Consider the following 21375-nt stretch of genomic DNA (forward strand, 5'->3'; position numbering starts at 1 on the left):
AAGGCGCCGCCCGATCGTTGGATCGGGCGACGCCTTCTTGCGTTCAGAGGAAAGTTTCGCCTGCCGCTGCCTTGGTGCGCAGCAGGTTGGACACCGTGATCGGCGCACCTTGGGCAATCTGCTCGTCCAGCGCGGCCACGATCCGCACCAGGCCGCAGTGGTCGCCCCAGAGCATCGGCCCACCGGTATAGACCGGCCAGGCATAGCCCGCCACAAGCGCCATATCGATGTCTGACGCACGCAGCGCGATGCCTTCTTCCAGCAGCTTGGCCCCTTCGTTGACCACCGGAAACAGCAGGCGCTCGATGATATCCTGCGCCGACAGCGTGGGTGCAGGCTGGCCCGGGCGTGCGGCAAAATCGCGGATCGTGGCTTCGGCGAAAGCCGAGGGCGTGCCGCGCCGCTGCGCGTCATAGTCGTAATAGCCGCTGCCCGATTTCTGGCCCAGGCGCCCGGCTTCGCACAGCACTTCCTGCACGGTGCGCCCGGCGGTGTTTTCCTTATCCCAGCCGATCACATCCAGGCCAACAAGGTCCATCATCTGGAACGGCCCCATCGGAAAGCCATAGCCGACCATGGCCGCGTCCACGTCCCACGGCATCACGCCCTGCTCCAGCAGGCGATCGGCCGCTTCGCTGCGCCGCGCCATCGCCCGGTTGGCAATGAAGCCATCACACACGCCCGACAGCACCGCCACCTTGCCCAGCTTGCGGCCCAGCGTCATGGCGGTCTGGATCACGCGGTCGCTGGTCCTGGCCCCGCGCACCACCTCGAGCAGGCGCATGATGTTGGCCGGGGCAAAGAAGTGCAGCCCGACCACGTCCGCCGGGCGGGCGGTGACGGCGGCAATCGCGTCAAGATCGAGGAACGAGGTGTTGGACGCCAGCACCGCGCCCGGCTTGGCCAGCGCATCGATCTGGCGGAACACCTGCTGCTTCAAGTCAAGCCGTTCGAACACGGCTTCCACCACCAGATCGGCATGCGACACGGCATCGAGCGCCGCGGCCGAGGCAAAGGCGGCTAGGCGCGCGTCGCGCACGCCTGGCGTGATCCGGCCCTTGCTGGCCAGCGCCTCCAGCGTGGCGCGCACATGCGCGGCGCCACGCTCCAGCGCTGCCGGGTTCACGTCGATCATCGTCACCGGAAAGCCGGCGTTGAGGAAGGCCAGGGTGATGCCGCTGCCCATCGTGCCCGCGCCCACCACCGCGACCGAGGCAATCGCCACTTCGCCGCAATCGCGCGCCACCGGCACTTTGGCGGCGGCGCGTTCGGCGAAGAAGATGTGGCGCTGTGCGGCCGATTCCGGGCTAGCCATCAGTTCCTCGAACAGTTCCCATTCGCGGGTCAGCCCGGCCTCGAACGGGCGGTCGGTGGCCGCCTCGATCGCGCGCACGATGTTGCCCGGCGCCTTGAAGCCGACGAAGCTTTTCGCATGGCGGGCGCAATAGTCGGCGATCGTGGCGGCGGCCTCCTGCGGGGTAAGGTCGGCCGGCAAGTCGCGCGTGCGGCGCAGCGGGGCGCCGCTTGCCACCAGTTCGCGGGCATAGGCCACAGCCTCGGCGCGCATGTCCTGGCCTTCCAGCACGCGATCGATCAGGCCGATGCGCAGGGCCTGCGCCGCAGCGACCGGTTTGCCGCCGACGATCAGGTCCAGCGCATGGGCCACGCCGATCAGACGCGGGGCGCGCTGCGTGCCGCCGGCGCCAGGCAACAGGCCCAGCGCCACTTCGGGCAGCCCGAGCTTGGCGGTGGGCACGGCAACGCGATAATGGCAGGCCAGCGCCAGTTCCAGCCCGCCACCCAGCGCCGTGCCATGGATCGCGGCAACGATCGGCTTGCTGGCCCCGTCAAACCGATCAAACATGTCATGCAGGCCAGGAGCGGCAAAGGGCTTGCCGAACTCGGTGATATCGGCCCCGGCAAAGAACGTGCGCCCCGCACACAGGATCACCACGGCGGTCACTGCCGGATCAGCCAGGGCCTTGCCCATGGTTTCGTGGATCGCCTGGCGCACCGCCTGGCCCAGCGCATTGACCGGGGGCGAATCGATGGCGAGCACGGCCACGCCGTCCTCGTGCGTCAGAGTGCAAAGCGGATTGGTCATCGATCGGAAAGCCTCTCACCATGGCGGCCGGAAACAGCCCCGGCCCACCTTGATGGCTGGCTTAAAAACTCCACATGGCGAAGTCAATTGATCGATCAGTTAAGTTCATTGTTGCACCGCTGGCCCGGTCGTGGCTATGCTGCTGGCCAGACGATCGCCGGCCACGGCGCGCGTCCGCAACGGCGCCCCGGAAAGAGACCGCGCCGCCCGAAACGAGAGGTTGTCGATGCACCCCAGCGAGTTTGCCCGCGCCACGCCGGACAAGGCAGCCATCATCATGGCCGGCTCGGGCCAGACCATCACCTTCGCGCAGCTGGAAGCCCGTTCCAACCAGGGCGCGCATCTGTTGCGTGGCGCCGGGCTGCAACCGGGCGCGGTGGTGGCGATCATGCTGGAAAACGACGCGCGCTATCTCGAGATCACGTGTGCGGCCCATCGCGCCGGGCTCTATTTCGTATGCCTGTCCACCCGCCTCGCCCCTGCCGAGATCGCCTATATCCTGCAAGACAGCGGTGCCCAGATGCTGATCGCCTCAGGCACGCTGGCGCCGCTGCTGCAGACGCTGGGTGATGCCGCGCCGGCCTTGCGCTATACGCTCGGCCCGGCTGTTCCGGGCTGGCAGACCTGGGAAGACGCTACCGCCTCGCTGCCGACCACGCCGATCGCGGACGAGCGCGCCGGGATCGACATGCTCTATTCTTCGGGCACCACCGGCCGTCCCAAGGGCATCAAGCCGCCCCTGCCGAGCGATCCCGCCATCACCACGCCCTCTCCGCTGGGCACCGTCTGCGCGCGCTTGGGGTTCGGGGCCGAGACGATCTATCTCAATCCCGCGCCGCTCTATCACGCTGCGCCCCTGCGCTGGTGCCGCGAAGTGCTGGCGCTGGGCGGCACGGTGGTGATCATGGAAAAGTTCGATCCCGAAGCGGCCCTGGCGCTGATCGCGCGCTATCGCGTCACGCACAGCCAGTGGGTGCCCACCCATTTCGTGCGCATGCTCAAGCTGCCGGACGAAGCACGCGCGCGCCACGATTGCTCGTCGCTGCGCCTCGCGATCCACGCCGCTGCACCCTGCCCGGTGCCGGTCAAGCAGGCGATGATCGACTGGTGGGGCCCGATCCTGTTGGAATACTATTCCGGCACCGAGGCGATCGGCATGACACTGATCACCGCGCCCGAATGGCTGGCCCATCCCGGTTCGGTGGGACGCGCGATGATCGGCACGCTGCACATCTGCGATGAGGACGACAATCCCCTGCCCCCGCGCCAGGAAGGGCTGGTGTGCTTTGCCGATGGCCCGGCCTTTTCCTATCACAACGACCCCGAAAAGACCGCCGCAGCCCATAATCGCCATGGCTGGGCCACGTTTGGCGACTTGGGCTGGCTTGACGAGCACGGCTATCTCTATCTCACCGATCGCAAGAGCTTCATGATCATCTCGGGCGGGGTCAACATCTATCCGCAGGAAATCGAGAACGCCCTGGTGGTCCACCCGCGCATCGCCGATGCTGCCGTCGTCGGCGCGCCGGATGCGGAAATGGGCGAATGCGTGGTGGCGGTGATCCAGCCCATGGACATGGCCGATGCCACCCCGGCTTTTGCCCGCGCGCTGATCGACTGGCTGCGGCCACAGCTTTCCGGGGTCAAGATCCCGCGCCGCGTGGAATTCATGGCCGAGCTGCCGCGCCATCCCACCGGCAAGCTCTACAAGCGCCTGCTACACGATCGCTATCGCCAGCCTGACGCCGCACTGCCGGCGCTGCTGGCATAGCGCCTGCCAATTTGACCAGACACAAGACCGGAGAGTGCCAAGATGAGCGGGTTTGTCGTCAACCAGATCGCCGATCCCACGTTGTATGGAGACCCGCAGCGGCTGCACCAGTTCTATGACTGGCTGCGCCGCGAACATCCGGTCGCCTGGGCCGATCCTGAGGGCTTCCGCCCGTTCTGGGTGGTCTCGCGCCACGCCGATATCCGCGAACTGGAACGCCAGCCCGAAATCTTCAACGCCGGCCCGCGTATGACTCTGCTGCCAATCCCGGTGGAGCAGGCCAACGTCGCGATCTTCGGCGTCGAATCCGGGGTTTTCCCGCTCACCGCGATGGACGGCGCCCACCACCAGGCGATGCGCGCGCTGACCCAGGATTTCTTCCTACCCAAAAACATCCGCAAGCTGGAAAGCGCCATCGCGCAGCATGCTGCCGCGTTTGTGGCGCGCATGGCGCAGGATGAAGGGCAATGCGACCTCGCCACCGATATCGCCTTCTGGTATCCGCTGCGCGTCGCCATGGCGATCCTGGGCATCGACGAGCAGGACGAGGCGCGCATGCTGCGCCTCACCCACGAGTTGTTCGGCGCGTCCGATCCTGCAGTGCGCCGTCCCGGCCTGACCGAGGCCGAACATATCGTCGCGGTCAAGCAGGACTACATCGCCTTCTTCGATGCGATCACGCGCGATCGCCAGGCCAACCCGCGCGATGACGTGGCCACGCTAATCGCCACCGGCATGCCCGGCGGCGCCGAGATGAGCGCGGAAGAGCGCTTGGGCTATTACGTGATCATTGCCACGGCCGGGCACGATACCACCGCTGCCTCGATCGTGGGCGGCATGCAGGCGCTGCTCGACAATCCCGAGCAGATGGCCCTGCTCAAGGCCCATCCCGAATTGTTGAAGACTTTCGTCAACGAGGCGATCCGCTGGACCGCGCCGGTCAAGCATTTCATGCGCAATGTGACGCAGGACTATACGCTGCACGGGCAGACCCTGCGCGCGGGCGATCATGTCTTGCTCTCGTTCGGCGCGGCGACGCGCGATCCCGAGGCCTTTGGCGATGCCGACCAGCTCCGCATCGATCGCGCGCTCAACAACCACCTCGCTTTCGGACACGGCCCGCACACCTGCCTTGGCCAATATCTCGCCAAGTTGGAGATCGAGGCGTTTTTCACCGCCTTCTTCGCGCAGATCGCCACGATCGAGCCGGCCGGCCCGCCGATCTATACCGAAGGCTCGTTCGTCAGTGGCATCCGCGCCATGCCGGTGCGCTATTCCCGCCTGCCGCAGCCGGTGGAACCGGCATGACCGCCGCCGCATTCGAACAGATCACGCTCGCGGTTGACCAGGGTGTCGCCACGCTCACGCTGTACCGGCCGGACAAGCTCAACGCCTTCACCACGCAGATGATGCGCGAAATGGTGGCGGCGTTCGACGCGATCGATGCCGATGACGCGATCCGCGCGGTGATCATCACCGGCAGCGGCCGGGCGTTCTGCGCCGGGGCAGACATTTCCGGCGGCGCCGCCAACTTCCGGGTCGACGCCAGCGCGGCCAGTGCGCCCGACTACAGCGATCCGGCCACGCGCGATGGCGGCGGCATTCTGGCCCTGCGCATCTTCCAGCTGAAGAAGCCAATCATCGCCGCGATCAACGGCCCGGCGATCGGCATTGGCGCCACCATGCTGCTGCCGATGGACCTGCGCATCGCCAGCGACACCGCGCGTTTCGGCTTCGTCTTTGCGCGGCGTGGCATCGTGCCGGAAGCGGCATCGAGCTATTTCCTCCCCCGCCTGGTCGGCATCAGCCGCGCGCTGCGCTGGTGCTACACCGGCGCGGTGTTCGGCGCCGATGAGGCGCTGGCAGGCGGCCTGGTGGAACAGGTCGTTCCGCCCGCAGACCTCTTGCCCACCGCCCAGGCCCTGGCGCGCGAGATCGCCGATAACGCCGCGCCGGTTTCCGTCGCACTCACCCGCCAGATGCTGTGGCGTGGCCTGGGCATGAGCGATCCGATGGAAGCCCATCGCATCGAAAGCCGTGGCATTCTCACCCGCAGCCAGAGCGCCGACGCCCAGGAAGGCGTCGCCGCCTTCCTCGAAAAGCGCCCGGCCCGCTTCCCCGATCGCGTCTCGGCCGACATGCCGGACTATTTCCCGTGGTGGGAAGAGACGCCCTATGGCTGAGGCGCGATAAGCGCCAGCGCCTGCACTTCGCTCACCACCTCGGCATATTTGGCCTGAAGGTCGAACAGATTGGCCTGGTGCGGCGCGGGGTGGCGGTCGCCGCAGGCATCGGCCACCACAAACGGCAGGAAACCATGCTGGCACGCATCGAGCGCGGTGGCGCGGATGCAGCCGGAGGTGGAGGTGCCGCAGATCAACACCGTATCCACGCCCATCGCGGTCAGCGTGGCGGCAAGATGCGTGGCGAAAAATGCCGAGGCATAGCGCTTGGTGATCACCACGTCGCCGTCCTGCGGGGCGAGAACGGCGGGAAAGGCGCCGAGTGGAGAGCCTTTTTCGAACGCCTTGAGCGCAGGCACCTTGCGGTAGAAGACGCCGCCATCGGCCCCGCCGGGCTGGTATTCCACATTGGTGAAAATCACCGGCAGCCCAGCAGCGCGTGCGGCGGTGGTGATCCGCACGGCGCTGTCCAGCGCGCTTTCGATCCCAGCATAGAGCGGCGATCCCGGCTGGAGATAGGCCTCCACCAGATCGACCAGCAGTAGCGCCGGGCGCTGCCCGAACGGCAGGCGCCCGTCGAACGCGCCGGCATAGTTGGCATCGAGATCGCCGGCGTCCTTGGCCATCGCCTCAGATCACCCCGCGCGCGGCCAGGTCGTCCAGGTCATCGGCACCCAGGCCCAGCAATTCGCCATAGATTTCCGCATTATGCTGCCCCACCACCGATGGTGCCGGGCGGCGCACGCCGCCGGGCGTGGCGGAAAACTTGGGGAACGTCGATTGCATCTTGAGCGGGCCGAACCGCTCGGTCTCCACCTCGATGATCGCCTCGCGCGCCTGGAAATGCGGATCGTCCAGCATGTCGGGGGCGCGATAGACGCGGCCGGCGGGGATCGAATGCGCGATCATCAGCGCGTCCACCTCATCCATGGTCAGCGTGCTGGTCCAGGCATTGATCAGCGCGTCCAGCTCGGTCTGATTTTCGCCCCGCGCCAAATGCGTGGCATAGCGGGGATCATCGCCCAATTCGGGCCGGTCCATCGCCGTGGCCAGGCGCTTCCACAGCGAATCCTTGTTGGCCCCGATCATGAACTCGCCATCCTTGCAGGAATAGACGTTGGACGGCGCGATACCCTTGAGGATGGAGCCCGACCGTTCGCGGATCAGGCCCATGCGATCGTATTCCGACACCAGGCCTTCCATCACCTGCAGCACGCTTTCATAGAGCGCGGTGTCGATCACCTGGCCCTGCCCGGTCTTGTCCTTGACGTGCAGCGCCGCCAGCACGCCCATGCAGCCATAGGTGGCGGTCAGCGTATCGCCGATCGAAACGCCCATGCGGCTGGGCGGCCGATCGGGTTCCCCCACGATATAGCGCCAGCCGCCCATCGCCTCGCCAATCCCGCCAAAGCCGGCGCGATCGGAATAGGGGCCGGTCTGGCCATAGCCAGACATGCGCGCGATGATCAGATGCGGGAATTCAGCCAGCAGCACGTCAGGCCCCATGCCCCACTTTTCCAGCGTGCCGGGCTTGAAGTTCTCGATCACGACATCGGCGTGGGCGATCAGCCGCCTGACCAGCGCCTGGCCTTCGGGCACGCGCAAGTTGGCGCTGACCGAGCGCTTGTTGCGCGCGATCACTTCCCACTGCACCTTTTCGTTGCCCTGGCCCCACTCGCGCATGGGATCGCCGGTGACGGGCGGTTCCACCTTGATCACGTCGGCGCCCATGTCGCCCAGCAACTGGCCGCAGAACGGGCCGGCCAAAAGCTGGCCCAGTTCGACGACGCGGATATCCTGCAAAGCACCTTTGGTCATGGTCACTCCGCCGCTTCTGCTTGCGGCCACACCGGCGGGATGGGCGCCGGCAACCCGGTTTCCGCCTGGCAGGCCGCGCGCAGGGCATCAAGCCCCGGCCCGGTGTTGAACACCGGCAAGGCGCCGCCCCGGTCGGCCATCATCGCGTCGCGCAGGGCCTGCGTCGCTGCCGCGTCCACCACGCCGGCGTCATCGGCCACTACGCCATAGGCGCGCGCGCCCTGCGGCGTGACCAGCCCCTGCACGATCTCCTTGCCCACCAGCGCCGGATCGCGTGCCAGCGGATCGCCCCAGCCACCGCCGCCCCAGGTGATGAAGTGCAGCTGGTCGCCTTCCTCCACGGCCAGGTCTTCCACCTTGTTGCCGACGATGACCTGGCTGCCATCGGCCTTTTCCAGGATCTTGCGCGCGCGCTTGCCCGGATCGCCGCCGTTCACGCCCCAAGGCGGCACGAACCAGCGATCGTCATGGATGGCGATCGTGCCCGCGCTCAGGAAACGGTAGGTCATGTGAATGCCGTTGCCGCCGCGATGCAGCCCCGCCCCGCCCGAATCCGGTTCGGTGGAATAGCGCTCGATCATCATCGGGAAATAGCGTTCGAGGAACTCGTTGGGCACGTTGGTAAAGCCCGGCCATAGCGAATGGCCATCCGGCCCATCGCCCAGCGGCCGGCCGGGAATGCCGCCAAAGCCGATCTGGAACAGCTGGAACCAGGCATGCCCCTTGCCCGGCCGCGTATCGTTGCCGGCATAGAACAGGTGCGGCGACGACGAGAACCCTGCGGCGTTGAGAAACTCTGGCGTCTTCTGCCCCAACAGACCGCCCAGGATATCGAAAATCCGGCCCAGCGCATGGGTGCGGCCCGATAGCGCGGCCGGAAAGCGCGGCTTGAGCAGGCTGCCTTCGGGAATGCGCACATCGATCAGGTCATAGAACCCGTCGTTGAACAGGATCTGCGGATCGAACACCATGATCATATAGATGCCGAAGAACATCTTGAACATGTTTTCATTGAGATAGAAATTGATCGAGGCCACGCTCTGCGGATCGGTACCATCGAAATCGAGCACGACGGTCTCGCCATCGCGCCACATCGTGCACTTGATGCGATAGGGGCCAAAGCCCATGCCATCGTCGCAGATATAGTCTTCAAAGCTGACCGGCTCTTCGCTCACCGCCTGGCCCAGCAAGGTCTTCATGGCGCGGTGGTTGCGCGCCAGCAGTTCCTGCGTCGCCGAAACATAGACATCGTCGCCAAACCGCTCGGCCATTTCCACCACGCGGCGCGCGGCCACCCGGCAGCTGGCGATCAAGGCATTGAGATCTGCCGCGCACCAATCGGGCTTGCGCGTCTGGTGCATCACCAGCTTCATCAAGTCGGCGTTGTATTCGCCCTTCTTCCAGATCTTGACCGGCGGAATGCGCACCCCTTCTTCATAGATGGAGCGGGCATTGATCGGCATCGATCCCACCACTTTGCCGCCGATGTCGCTCTGGTGCCCGAACATCGAGGTATAGGCGATTAGGCGCCCGTCCTTGAACACCGGCAGCAGCACCAGCCAATCGTTGGAATGGCTGATCGCTCCATCCACCGAATAGGGATCGGACAGAAAGATCATGTCGCCATCTTCCAGCGTCCCGTCATAGTTGGACAGGAACCCGCCGATGAAGCTGCCGAACTGGCCCACGATCATCTTGCCGGTATGATCGGCAATCAGCGGAAAGGCATCGCCCTGCTCGCGAATGCCCGGTGACATCGCGGTGCGCACCAGGGTGGCATCCATTTCCACGCGGGCATTGCGCAGCGCGTTCTCGATGATGTCGAGCGTGACCGGATCGATCGCCACCTTGGCAAACGGGGTGTGGTTGGTCTGGACGATTGTTGCAGGCATCGGGCTTCCCTTTCGTCAGGCCAGGGTGATGAGGATATTGCCCACGGTATCGACCGTGGCGATGCAGCCGGTCTCGATCAGCGTGGTCGAATCCATTTCGCACACGATCGCCGGGCCATGAATCACGTCACCGGCCTTGAGCCGCGCGCGGTCATAGATCACCGCGGCCTGCTCGGCCCCATCCATCCACAGCACATGATCGCGGATCTTGGCGGCGGCAGGATCACCGTTGCCCTGCTCGAGCGGTGCTGCCGGCAGATCGAGCGCGCGACCCAGTGCCACGGCGCGCAGGTTCACGATCTCGTGCGGGGTGTCCATGTTGAACGTGAACAGTCGCTTGTGCTCTTCGTCAAAGCGGGCGAGCACGCCGGCAATGCCATCGTCGGCCAGGGTCTGCGCGGTGATCGACAGCGGCACTTCAAAGGCCTGGCCGGCATAGCGCACGTCGATTTCAAAGCTGGTGGTGATTTCCGCCTCGGGCACGCCATCGGCCAGCAGTTCGCCGCGCACGTGGGTGGCCATTTCCTCCAGCACGGCCACCAGATCGGCCGGCGCGGTATCACGCGCCAGGCGCGACCACGATCGCGCGGTTTCGGTGCGCATGCGCGTGGTGGCATCGCCCAGCGCGCACAGCACGCCGGGGCTGACCGGCGAGACGGCGGGCCACGATCCCATCAGCCGCGCCACGGCATTGACATGCAGCGGACCCGCGCCGCCAAAGCCCATCAGCGCAAAATCGCGCGGGTCATAGCCCTGCTGCACCGAAATCATGCGCAATGCGCCGAACATATTCTCGTTGACGATATCGATGATGCCGCGCGCCGCTTCCATCAGGCCGATGCCCAGCGCATCGGCAATGGTCTGCACCGCCGCCTTGGCGCCTTCGCGATCGAGCTGGAACGTGCCGCCCAGCAGGTTTTCCGGCAGATAGCCCAGCACGACATTGGCATCGGTTACGGTGGGGGCCGTGCCGCCTTTTCCATAGGCGACCGGCCCCGGCACCGCTCCTGCGCTCTGTGGCCCGACCCGAAGGGCTCTGGTCAGCGCGGGAACATAAGCGATCGAGCCACCCCCGGCGCCCACCGTCTTGACGTCCAGCGCCGAGGCGCGAACGGAAAGGTGGCCCACTTCGGTGGTGCGCTGGCGGCGCGGCTCAAGGTTTTCGATCAGGGCCACGTCGGTGCTGGTGCCGCCCACATCGAGCGTGAGGATATTGCGGATGCCGGCATTGCGCCCCACCCAGATCGCCCCGGTCACGCCGCCCGCCGGGCCCGACATGAGGATGTTGACCGGGTGCTCCTCGGCCTTTTGCGCGCTCATCAGCCCGCCGTCCGAGCGCAGCAGCGAGAGCTTGCCGGTCATCCCCTCTGCCGCCAGGCGATTGCGCAGGTTTGACACATACTTGCCCACCACCGGGCGCACGCTGGCATTGGCCACCGTGGTCAGCGTGCGTTCGTATTCCTGCATTTCGGGCAGCACTTCATGGCTGAGCGACACCGGCACGCCGGGCAGCACCTGGGCGGCCAATTCGCCGATCCGCGCCTCGTGCGCGCCGTTGGCATAGGCGTTGATCAGGCTCACCGTCACCGCCTCCACGCCCTGCGCCTTGAGCCTGGCCAGCTGCGCGCGCACGTCCGCTTCGTCCAGCGGGCGCACTTCCTGGCCCTCGGCGTTCATCCGGCCTTTCACCGTCACGGTATCTTCCAGCGCGGCGAGCGGCTGTGGCTTGGGCCAGATGATCCAGCCCGCCAGGCCGCCGGGCACATAGCTGCGCGCGATCTGCATGATATCGCGATAGCCTTCGGTGGTGACCAGGCCGACGCGCGCACCCTTGCCTTCCAGCACGGCATTGGTGGCAACGGTGGTGCCGTGCAGGAAATAGTCGATCGCCCCGGCGGTGATCCCCGCCTTGGCGCAAACGGCGGTCACGCCGTTGAGAATGCCTTCGGAACTGTCATGCGGGGTCGATGGCGTCTTGTGCCGCCAGAACGCGCCGCTGTCGGTGTCGAACAGCAAGAGGTCGGTAAACGTGCCGCCAACGTCCACGCCAAGCCGGTAACCCATCGATCAACCACCCTTTCCAAAAAGCGTTCGTGCGTGCCGGTGCATCCTGCGGTTCAGGCTTGCGCCGGCCGGGGGAACGGCGGCGCCTTGGCCACCATGCCCGGAAGCGTGCGATCCATCACCGAGCCCAGCCAGTGATTGGCCTCGACCAGGGCGGCCAGGTCCAGCCCGGTGCCCACTCCGGCGCGTTCAAGCATGTAGACCACGTCCTCGGTCGAAACGTTGCCGGCCGCGCCGGGCGCAAACGGGCAACCGCCCAGGCCACCGATCGCGGCATCGACCGTCACGGCGCCCGCGCCGATCGCCGCCCAGACATTGGCCAGGCCGGTGCCGCGCGTGTTGTGGAAATGCACCCGCACCGGAATGGCCGGCACCGCCGCGCGCACTTTGCCCACCAGCGTGGCGACATGCGCCGGGTTGGCCACGCCGATCGTATCGGCCAAGCCGATTTCAACGGGATTGGCCTGGGCCAGTGCCACGGCCATGGCCACCACGCGGTCCTCGCTCACTTCGCCTTCGAACGGGCAGCCAAAGGCAGAGGCGATGGTTACCTGGCCGGTCTTGCCCGCCTGGCGTGCCATGGCGATGATCTCGCTGGCGGCCACCACCGAGCCGTCGCTGGTCTGGCCCTGGTTGGCCTTGGCAAAGGTGTCGGTCGCCACCGAGACAGCACCCAGCTGGTCGATCCGCCCGGTCTCGATCGCGCGGGCCGCACCGCGCGCGTTCATCACCAGGCCGATATAGGTCACGTCGTCGAGGCGCGGCAGGCCGGCGCAGACCGCCTCGGCATCGGCCATCTGCGGCACCGCCTTGGGATTGACGAAACTGGTCACCTCGATCCGCCGCGCGCCGGCGGCAATGGCGCGTTCGACCAGCGCAATCTTGTCGGCGGTGGAAATCATGGTCTTTTCGTTCTGCAACCCGTCTCTCGGGGCAACCTCGACCATTTCGATGGATTCTGTATACATTACTCGGCAGCCTCCCGCTGACTCTGCTCGGCCAGCCCGCGGTGTGCATCGGCATAGGCGTGATAAGCGCGCAGGATGTGGCCGGTCATGATCGCTTCGGCCCAGGCGCCGTCCCGCCGGGCAAAGGCGGCGATCAGTTCTTCGTGCTCGCCGTAAGAGCGGTGTAGCGCCTCGCGCCCGTAATGGTGCGCCGTGCGCCACACCACTGGCTGCTCGATCAGCGTGGCGAGAAGCGCGGCGAGGCGGCGCGATCCGGCCACGTCCAGGATGGCAGCGTGGAAATCGCGATTGCCTTCGAGGAACCCGGCGACATCGGGCACGGGCTTGCGAATCGCCTCGCCCAGCCGGCGATTCGCCGCCCGGATGCGCTCCAGCGCTTCATCGCTCATCCGCTCGGCGGCGCGGCGGGCGGCCTTGCCTTCCAGCATCGCGCGCAGCTCGAACGCATCGGCCACATCGTCGATCGACCAATCCGCCACAAAGCTACGCTGGGTATCGGTGCGCGTCACCAAAAGGTCGGATTCCAGCCGGCGCAGCGCCTCGCGCACCGGGGTGCGCGACACGCCGCAGCGTTCGGCCAGCGCCTCTTCCGCCAATTGCGCGCCGGCGGGCAGTTCGCCCGACAGGATCATGCTGCGGATCGCCTCATAGGCGCGGTCAGAAGCGCGTGACACATCCTTCTCCAAAGACCTTGACCTGAGATTTGTATACAATACTATTTGTATCCATCAAGCCGCGTCAGCCATGGGGGCACGAAAAAGACCGGCGGGTGATATCGGCGCCAAGCCCTGGGTGGGGCCGCGCCAGCGAACAGGGAGAATGCAATGCGACTTTCCCACTCGAGCTTCCTTGCCACCGTTTCGGTGCTGGCCGCCATGGCCACGCTTGCCACCACCGCGCCTGCCCTGGCGCAAGAGGCGCCACAGTCTGGTGCCGCGTCTGGCGACGATAGCGGCATCATCGTCACCGCGCGCCGCCAAAACGAGCGGTTGCAGGACGTGCCAGCCTCGGTCGCCGTGCTCACCGCCGATGCCCTGCAGCGCACCGGCGCGGTCAAGGCAGAGGATTTCGTCAAGCTGACGCCGGGCGTTACCATCGTCACCGGCACGGCCGAGGCCGGCGATACCCAGATCAACATCCGCGGCATGAACGGCGCGCGCGACGCGGAAAGCTCGGTCGCGCTGGTAGTCGATGGCATCCTCAAAACCAACACTGCCCAGCTCAACCAGCCGCAGGGCACGCTGCAACAGGTGGAACTGCTCAAGGGTCCGCAGGGCGCGCTCTATGGCCGCAACGCGGCCGCCGGCGCCATTGTGATCCAGTCGCTCAAGCCCACCGACACGATGACCGGCGCGGCCAAGCTGTCCTATGCCGATTACAACACCTGGGAAGCGAGCGCGCACATCGCCGGCCCAGTGGCCGACAATGTCGGCTTCGTCCTGGCGGGCTATTACTACAAGACCGACGGGTTCTACAAAAACACCTTCACCAATTCCAAGACGGTGGACGACAAGGAAAACTGGGCGGTCGATGGCCGCGTGATGGTGGGCCAGGGCGGCCCCACGCAGCTGGATATCAAGGCGCGCTACAGCGAGTTTCACGGGGCCTCCTTGCCATTCAACGCCGCGTTCCACCTGCCCAATTTCGGTGGGGCGTTCTATGAGAACGTCAACACCCACCCGTTCCATTTCTACAACAACATCCGCCCCACCAACGACCAGACCAGCTTTGACGCCTCGATCAAGCTGGACCATCAGCTGACCGACAAGATCAAGCTGGTGGGCTGGGCGCTCTATTCCAACGTCAACCAGGATCTGGTCGCCGATGGCACCTCGGCCGATTTCGGCCGCTTCCTCAGCGCCGCCAATCCCCAGGCGCAGGCCGCGGTCAATTCCTGCTTTTCCAGCACGGCGGCGCTTACCGGTTATCCGGTCAACCCGCCCGGCTTCATCGGGCAGACCCCGGTGCCGTTCATCTTTGCGCCGACCACGGGTTCAACCTTTGGCCCCTACAGCCCGACCACCTGCGACGGCACGCAATACCAGGTGCGCAAGCAGCAGGATTTCAGCACCGAATGGCGCCTGATCGGCGATGCCGGGGCGATCAACTGGCAGCTCGGCGCCTATTACCTGCACATCAAGCGCACGGTCGGCGTGAGCCTTGGCGCCGATACCGGCAACGGCGTGATCAAGCAGCTCTACAACGCGCCCGATTCCACCAACCCCACCACGCTGCTGCTGGCCGATCGCTTCAAGACCAATGTCTATGCCGCGTTCGGCTCGGTGGAGTGGAAGCCCAACGAAAAGTTCGATGCCGGCCTCGCGCTGCGCTACGATATCGAGGATCGCAAGTCGTCCTCGCTGGTGCCCACCGCCACCGATCCCTTCACCGGCGGCCCGATCAACCCCGGCCAGGCGTTCGGCCCGTTGACCGACAAGCATGCCCGCTTCGAACAGTTCGAGCCCAAGGTCACGCTCAGCTACAAGCCCACCCGCGAATTCAACCTCTATGCCAACTGGGGCATCGGCTTCAAATCGGGCGGCTTCAACAACCAGGGTTCGGCGCAGATCATCAAGGACAACTTCGTCAACGCCTTTGGCGCCAATGTCACGGTCAACGACCAGTATCGCAAGGAATGGTCGAGCGCGTGGGAGGCCGGCCTCAAGGGCAATCTGCTCAATGGCGCGCTCACCTTCGACCTCGCCGGGTATTACACCCAGGTCCACGACATGCAGTTCTTCGAATTCTTCGTCGGCAGCTTCGGCCTGTTGCGCGTGGTCTCGAATATCGATCGGGTGGACCTGAAAGGCATCGAGGCCAGCGTCACGGTCAAGCCGGTCAAGGGCATCAAGCTGTTCGGATCGTTCAACTATACCGACAGCGAGATCAAGAAGAACTCGTCGCGGCCCTATACCGTGGGCAACAAGTCGCCCTATACCGCCGATTACACGCTCAACGTGGGGGGAGAGTTCGAGCAGGCGATCAGCGGTGACCTGCGCTTCTTCACCCGCGCCGATTATCGCCTGACCGGGCCCACCTGGTTCCACACCGTGCAGAACCAGTCGGTGCCCACGGTATTTTCGGGCCTGCTGCCGATTTCGGCGCTGCAGCTCCCGGCCTTTGTCGGCGATGGCAAGTATGACGTCGCGCGGCGCGATGCCTTTGGCATCGTCAACCTGCGCGCCGGCATCCAGACCGATCGCTTCAGCCTGGCGGTCTTCGCCAACAACCTGCTCGACAAGCAATATCTCAATGAAGTGATCACGGCGGTGGAATTTGGCGGGTCGTTCATCACGCCCGGCACCCGCCGCCTTATCGGCGTGGAAGGCAGCGTGAAGTTCTAAGGTTTCCCCACCTCTTCATGCCTGCCAACCATGAACCCGGCCGCATCTGGATCGGTGCGGCCGGGTTTTTCCTGAATGATCAGCCCTGGCGCGCGATGGCAACCGGCGCGACATCGCTTTGGCCCGGCGCGATCGGCACGGCCTGCCCAGCAATCACCGCCGTGCCGCGCTCGCGGCGCTTGGCGGCATAGAGCGCGGCATCGGCATTGCGCAGCAGGTCACTGCGGCTCGCGGTCTGCGCATCGAGCCAGGCAGCACCGATCGTTGCGGAAACACGGAACGTCTGCTTGTCGGCGCGGATCGAATAGCGCAGGTCAAGCAACAGGCGGCGCAACAGACCGCGCAGATCGCGCAGCAAGGCCTGGTCGGTGATCAGCAGCACGAATTCATCGCCGCCCAGCCGCGCGGCAAAGCTGCCGGCCAGATAGGGCGCCTGCAGGCGCGAGGCGATCACCCGCAGCACATCGTCACCCGCCTGGTGGCCCAGGCGATCGTTCACCGCCTTGAAGTGATCGAGATCGATCAGCAGCAGCGCACAGCGTTGCCCGGCGGCCGCAGTCGTCTTGATGCTGTCATCGATCACCTGGTTGCACCGCCCACGGCTGGCGATCCGGGTCAGATCGTCGGTATGGGCGGCGTGGCGCAGCGCCTCTTCCATCTTGTGGCGCTCGGTAATGTCCTGGAAAACGCCAATCAGCGCAACCGGCTTGCCGTTTTCCAGTTCCAATTCACCCATGCTGCGCACGCGGCGATAGTTGCCACGTGCGGTGGTGAAATCGGCTTCGACATCGAATGGCTCGCCCGTCACCAGCGTCTGCTCGATCGTGCTCACCAGGATTTCACGCGACTTTTCGGCATAAAAATCGAGTGCGGCTTTCAACGATATCTCCGCGCCACACTCCATCTCATGAATGGCATAGGTCTGGTCGGACCATTCCAGCTGGTTGTCCCCCAGCGTCAGCCGCCACGAGCCGATGTTGGCAATGCGCTCGGCCTGGCGCAGTTGCCGGTGCTTGCGGCTCAGATCGCGCAAGTTGTGCCCGCGCTCTTCGGCCATCTGTACGGCCAGCGCGGCCGTGCGCCGCGCCGAAATGAGCGTTTCCACCAAGGTGGCCAAATGCCCAAGCATCTTGAGTCCGGCCGGATCGATCGTGCGCGGCTGGTCATCGATCACGCACAACGTGCCCAGCGGCAGGCGCGGCGATGTGTCATCGCTTGCGTCCTCGGCGGCATGGATCGGCACGCCCGCGTAGAACCGGATATCGGGCGCACCGGTGACCAGCGGATTGTCCGCAAAGCGGTCATCCTGCCGCGCATCGGGAACGACGAGCACATCATCGGCAGCCACGGCGTGGGCGCAAAAGGCGATGTCGCGCGGGGTTTCGTTCACGTCCAAGCCGGCCTTGGCCTTGAACCACTGGCGGTGTGCATCGACCAGCGAAACCAGCGCGATCTTGCAGCCCGTCAGCTGCTGCGCCAGTTGCACCACCGCGTCGAATTCCTGCTCTGGCGCGCTGTCGAGCAGTTCCAGGCGTTCCAGCAGCGCAAGCCGTGCCTCTTCCGATGTGTCTACCACATCCCGTCCCTTTCCTGTCCCGACCCTTTGCCAAGAAATTAACGAACCAGGGTAAACTTTTCCCTAATCCCTGCACTTCGGGTGGCAGCATAGGGCCGGTCGTATTACTATTTATTGTTATAGGTCAAAGCGTTGCAACAAAGAAGAAAATCTGTCCGCCTGGCCGGGTAAAACCCGATATCTTAAGGTGCGCGCCTAACCCAAACCGGTTCGGCTCATTCGGAATGTCCGCTGATTTCCGCCCCGGCATCGGGCGCGAAGCGGCGGTTCCAGATCGTGGCGCACAGCGATATGGCGGTCACCGTCCAGAACGCCGCGGCAAAATCGTCGAGCAGCGGCCGCGCATGGCCGTGCAGCAGCATCGCCACGTGCAGCGCTGCCGCCGCCAGACAGATGCCCAAGGACAGCATCAGCTGCTGGAACGTGGCATAGAATGCGGTGGCGCTGCTCATCTGCTGCGGGGCGATGCCGTCATAAGCGATGGTGTTATAGGCGGTGAACTGCAACGACATGAAAAAGCCCGAGAGCACCAGCACGCCAAACATCGCCCATACCGGCCAGCCTGGCCCGAACAGCCCGCAGATGGCATAACCCGCCGTGCCGATCACGCCATTCCACACCAGGGTGCGGCGAAAGCCCAGCGCCCGCAGCACGCGCGGCGCAGCGGCCTTCATCGCCAGCGAGCCGATCGCCGTCGCTACCGTGATCATCCCGCTGCGCGCTGCGGAAAAGCCGAAACCAACCTGCATCATCAAGGGCAACAGAAATGGCTGCGCCCCTTGCGTGATCCGCGTGACGGAGCCGGCAATCACCGACAGGCGGAACGTGCGATCCTGCAACAGCGCGAGGTTGAGGATTGCCCCTTCCCGCCCCTTGGCGTGGCGGACATAGAACACGCCGGCGACGGCGCCGACCGCGAGCAGGCTGCCGGCCAGTGTCCCCTGGCCGGCACGGCTGGCCATTTCAAAGCCGAACAGCAGGCAACCCAGCGATACGCCGCTGAGCACGAAGCCAGCCCAATCGATCGTGGCCGGCACGTCTTCGCGAAAGTTGGCGATATAGCGACTGACCAGCCAGAGGCCGAGCACGCCGACCGGCAGGTTAAGGTAGAAAATCCAGCGCCAATCGAGATAGGTCACGATGAAACCGCCCAGCGGCGGCCCGATCACCGGCCCGATCAAGGCCGGCACCAGCAGCCACGACATGGCATTGACCATATCCTGCTTGGCCACGCTGCGCAGCAGCACGAGCCGGCCAACCGGGATCATCATCGCCCCGCCCATCCCCTGGAGAAAGCGCGCGGCGACCATCAAGGAAAGGCTGGGTGCCTGGCCACAGGCAAAGCTGCCCGCCATGAACAACGCGATCGCGGCGCGAAACACGGTGCGCGATCCGAACCGGTCTGCCAGCAGGCCCGACGCGGGAATGAACACCGCCAGCGCCAAGAGGTACGAGGTCAGCGCAATGCTCATTTCCGCCGGCCGCACGCCGAAATCGCGCGCCATTGTCGGCAGCGCGGTGGCGAGCACGGTGGCGTCGACGAATTCCATGAACAACGCCGAAGCGACGATCAGCGCAACCAGGCGATAGTTTGCGCCCGATGCCTCCGGCCCGCCAGGATCGCGCGCCGGGGTGAGCGCGTGGGCGGCCGGCACGATGCCATCGCGGATCTCGGCGTTGACCGTGGCAATCCCCCGGCGGCGCGGCGCTAGCATGGGCAGCCCCACGGGCCGAGCCGGGTGCAGGCAGGAAAGATCATGGGCAAACGTTCACTTCTGGTCTGACGAGACAGCGCACCACCATCGCCGGGAAGCGGGGCGCGCAGCAACGGGAAAGGCCACGGGCAACCCCGCCAGCCTTATGCTTGCCCGCGATATAGGCACCATGGCCGGATTTGAAACCCCGCCCCTTTGGCTGGCTTTGGGCTTGCCGATCAACGCTTGCCCGGGGGATCGGCAACGAACGCGGGCGGTGTTGCCTCGTCGGCAAAACGCCAGGCGGAAAGATAGGCCAGCTTGAGGATGCGCGTCATCTTGCCGTAGTTGATCTTGTCGGCCGTGTCGGTGGTGTGGTGATAATCGGGATGGAAACCGGTGAAGAACCAGAACGCGGGAATGTTGTTGAGCACGAAGGGAAACTGGTCGCTGCGGAAAAACACGTTGAGCGCGTTTTCGTGGTCGAACCGGTCGTCCAGCACCAGCCCGACGCTGCGGTTGGCCTCCGCCACGGTGCGCGCATAATCCGGGCTATAGGCCGCGCCTATCAGGTTGAGGCGGTTGGTGGTGTCGGCGGGAATGTCGATCAGCCCGGTGGTCTGGTCGCTGGGCGCCTCGTTGCGGCCGATCATGTCGAAATTGATCATCGCGCGCGTCGTCGCCAGCGGGCGCAGGGGATGGGCGGCCATGTAATAGGCACCCAGCAACCCGCGCTCTTCGGCGGCAAACACCGTGAACAGGATCGATCGCCGTGGCCGCGCACCATTGGCCATGAACGCGCGCGCCAGCTCCACCACGCCCACCGTGCCCGAGCCGTTGTCATCCGCGCCGTGCCAGATCTCCGGGCCGTTGGACCCGTCGTGATCGTGATGCGCGCTGATGATCACGGTTTCGGGCGCCAGGGTAGGGTCCGATCCATTGAGCAGCCCGGCCACGTTCCAGGTGGTCCCGCGCGAGCGCACGGTGTTTTCCAGGTGCAGCGTTACCTCGGCCCCGGGCACGGCGCGCGATTGTGGCACCAGCGCGCGGTCGATCGCAGCCTGCAGCGCACTGGCGCTCTGCCCCGTGCCGGCCAGCAGCGCCGCCCCGGCCTCATCATCCACGGTGATCACCGGAATATGCAGCGCATCATCGACCAGGGCCTGCGCCGGGATCGGCGGTGTACGCTTGGCGCTGCCGCCAATGCGCATCATGCGGTCGAAATTCGAGGGATGCTTGCGGTTGGGCTCGGCCATCACCACCAGCGCCAGTGCGCCATGGGCCTGCGCGTTCAGGGCCTTGACCCGGTTGGTGGCATAGCGGGTGTTGCCCGTGCCGCCAAAGCGCGAGGCCGGATCGTTTTCCTGCGGCTCGTGCTCGAACACCACCACGATCCGCCCCTTGGCGTCAATCCCGCGATAATCGTCATAACTCACGCCAGGGGCGGTGATGCCATAGCCGGCAAAGACCAGCGGCGCGGTGATATCTACGTCATCGCGATAGCCGCCCACCAGATGCGGCGCCTGCCAGCGGCGCGTGGCATTGCCGCTGCGCAGGGCCACGAAATTGGCCGCCGCATTGGGCCGGTATTCGACCAGCGGCACGCTTTGCAGGAAGCTCGGCGCGCCAGCGGCGTCCTGCGCCACCGGTTCGAGGCCCGCCTTGGCAAATTCGGCCGCAACCCACTGCACCGTGGCATCGTCACCGGGTTGCAACGACATGCGCCCCTGCAATGCATCCGACGCCACCAGACCCAGATCGGCGCGCAGATCGCCCTCGCGAATGCGGTCAAACCCGGCGGCCTGGTTGGCCGGAACCGGCACGCCGGCGCCATCCTGGGCCAGGGCAGCAGCGGGCAGGGCCACTGACAGCAAAAGGGTGAGTGCGGCCTGTTTCATGGGGGGCATGCTCCACGACGATTGGGGGATATGGCCCAGCTATACCCCCCTGATCATCGCTGG

Annotated in this window: 14 protein-coding genes; 4 read left to right on the plus strand and 10 right to left on the minus strand. The window is 65.6% G+C overall.

All coding sequences use genetic code 11. The features are described from left to right. Positions 1-43: 43 nt before the first annotated feature. Entirely contained in the window at positions 44-2104 is a 2061-nt protein-coding gene (locus ABIC78_RS08495; RefSeq protein ID WP_171796708.1) for a 3-hydroxyacyl-CoA dehydrogenase NAD-binding domain-containing protein, read from the minus strand. A gap of 226 nt (positions 2105-2330) precedes the next feature. On the opposite strand from ABIC78_RS08495, the gene ABIC78_RS08500 reads away from it, so the two are divergent. From ABIC78_RS08500 to ABIC78_RS08510, 3 genes are read left to right on the plus strand one after another with little or no spacing between them, the layout of a single operon-like run. Further along, on the plus strand, positions 2331-3875 hold the full coding sequence (locus tag ABIC78_RS08500) for an acyl-CoA synthetase (RefSeq protein WP_354488955.1): 1545 nt from the start codon (positions 2331-2333) through the stop codon (positions 3873-3875). A gap of 42 nt (positions 3876-3917) precedes the next feature. Then, on the plus strand, positions 3918-5183 hold the full coding sequence (locus ABIC78_RS08505) for a cytochrome P450 (RefSeq protein WP_354488957.1): 1266 nt from the start codon (positions 3918-3920) through the stop codon (positions 5181-5183). Further along, the gene (locus tag ABIC78_RS08510) at positions 5180-6058 is read left to right on the plus strand and encodes a crotonase/enoyl-CoA hydratase family protein (RefSeq protein WP_354488959.1); all 879 of its coding nucleotides are present in this window, start codon (positions 5180-5182) and stop codon (positions 6056-6058) included. Before ABIC78_RS08505 ends, ABIC78_RS08510 begins: the two co-directional genes overlap by 4 nt. Here ABIC78_RS08510 and ABIC78_RS08515 read toward each other — a convergent pair. Genes ABIC78_RS08515 through ABIC78_RS08540 form a run of 6 tightly spaced genes read right to left on the minus strand, consistent with a single transcriptional unit; the run spans position 6049 to position 13474 of the window. After that, positions 6049-6684: an N-carbamoylsarcosine amidohydrolase gene (locus tag ABIC78_RS08515; protein ID WP_354488961.1), complete on the minus strand. Its 636-nt coding sequence runs from the start codon at positions 6682-6684 to the stop codon at positions 6049-6051. The two genes, ABIC78_RS08510 and ABIC78_RS08515, sit on opposite strands and share 10 nt — an antisense overlap. 4 nt (positions 6685-6688) lie before the next feature. Beyond that, positions 6689-7876 carry a CaiB/BaiF CoA transferase family protein gene (locus tag ABIC78_RS08520; protein WP_354488963.1) on the minus strand — a complete coding sequence of 396 codons (1188 nt, stop codon included), beginning with the start codon at positions 7874-7876 and terminating at the stop codon, positions 6689-6691. A 2-nt stretch (positions 7877-7878) separates the two neighbouring features. Next, a complete protein-coding gene (locus ABIC78_RS08525) occupies positions 7879-9768 on the minus strand; it encodes a hydantoinase B/oxoprolinase family protein (RefSeq protein ID WP_022678582.1) in 1890 nt (629 codons plus the stop codon). 15 nt (positions 9769-9783) lie between these two features. Then, positions 9784-11832, minus strand: coding sequence for a hydantoinase/oxoprolinase family protein (locus tag ABIC78_RS08530; protein ID WP_354488965.1), 2049 nt, complete (start codon positions 11830-11832; stop codon positions 9784-9786). Between the two features lie 53 nt (positions 11833-11885). After that, complete coding sequence (locus tag ABIC78_RS08535) at positions 11886-12800, minus strand: hydroxymethylglutaryl-CoA lyase (RefSeq protein ID WP_354488967.1); 915 nt, start codon at positions 12798-12800, stop codon at positions 11886-11888. Beyond that, positions 12800-13474 (minus strand): GntR family transcriptional regulator, encoded by a 675-nt coding sequence (locus ABIC78_RS08540; protein WP_054131539.1) that lies wholly within the window; start codon positions 13472-13474, stop codon positions 12800-12802. The genes ABIC78_RS08535 and ABIC78_RS08540 overlap by 1 nt, the downstream gene beginning before the upstream one ends. Positions 13475-13624: 150 nt before the next feature. Here ABIC78_RS08540 and ABIC78_RS08545 point away from each other — a divergent pair, with 150 nt between their 5' ends. Then, the gene (locus tag ABIC78_RS08545; protein ID WP_354488970.1) at positions 13625-16144 is read left to right on the plus strand and encodes a TonB-dependent receptor; all 2520 of its coding nucleotides are present in this window, start codon (positions 13625-13627) and stop codon (positions 16142-16144) included. Between the two features lie 79 nt (positions 16145-16223). Here ABIC78_RS08545 and ABIC78_RS08550 read toward each other — a convergent pair whose 3' ends face one another. From ABIC78_RS08550 to ABIC78_RS08560, 3 genes are all read right to left on the minus strand, one after another. Next, positions 16224-17720, minus strand: coding sequence for a diguanylate cyclase domain-containing protein (locus ABIC78_RS08550; protein ID WP_231627607.1), 1497 nt, complete (start codon positions 17718-17720; stop codon positions 16224-16226). A 215-nt stretch (positions 17721-17935) separates the two neighbouring features. Beyond that, positions 17936-19435: an MDR family MFS transporter gene (locus tag ABIC78_RS08555; protein WP_354488972.1), complete on the minus strand. Its 1500-nt coding sequence runs from the start codon at positions 19433-19435 to the stop codon at positions 17936-17938. A 218-nt stretch (positions 19436-19653) separates the two neighbouring features. Next, complete coding sequence (locus ABIC78_RS08560; protein WP_354488974.1) at positions 19654-21312, minus strand: M20/M25/M40 family metallo-hydrolase; 1659 nt, start codon at positions 21310-21312, stop codon at positions 19654-19656. Positions 21313-21375 lie beyond the last annotated feature (63 nt).

It is taken from the genome of Novosphingobium sp. 1529, from assembly GCF_040544855.1.
In the GTDB taxonomy this organism is placed as follows: Bacteria; Pseudomonadota; Alphaproteobacteria; order Sphingomonadales; family Sphingomonadaceae; genus Novosphingobium; species Novosphingobium capsulatum.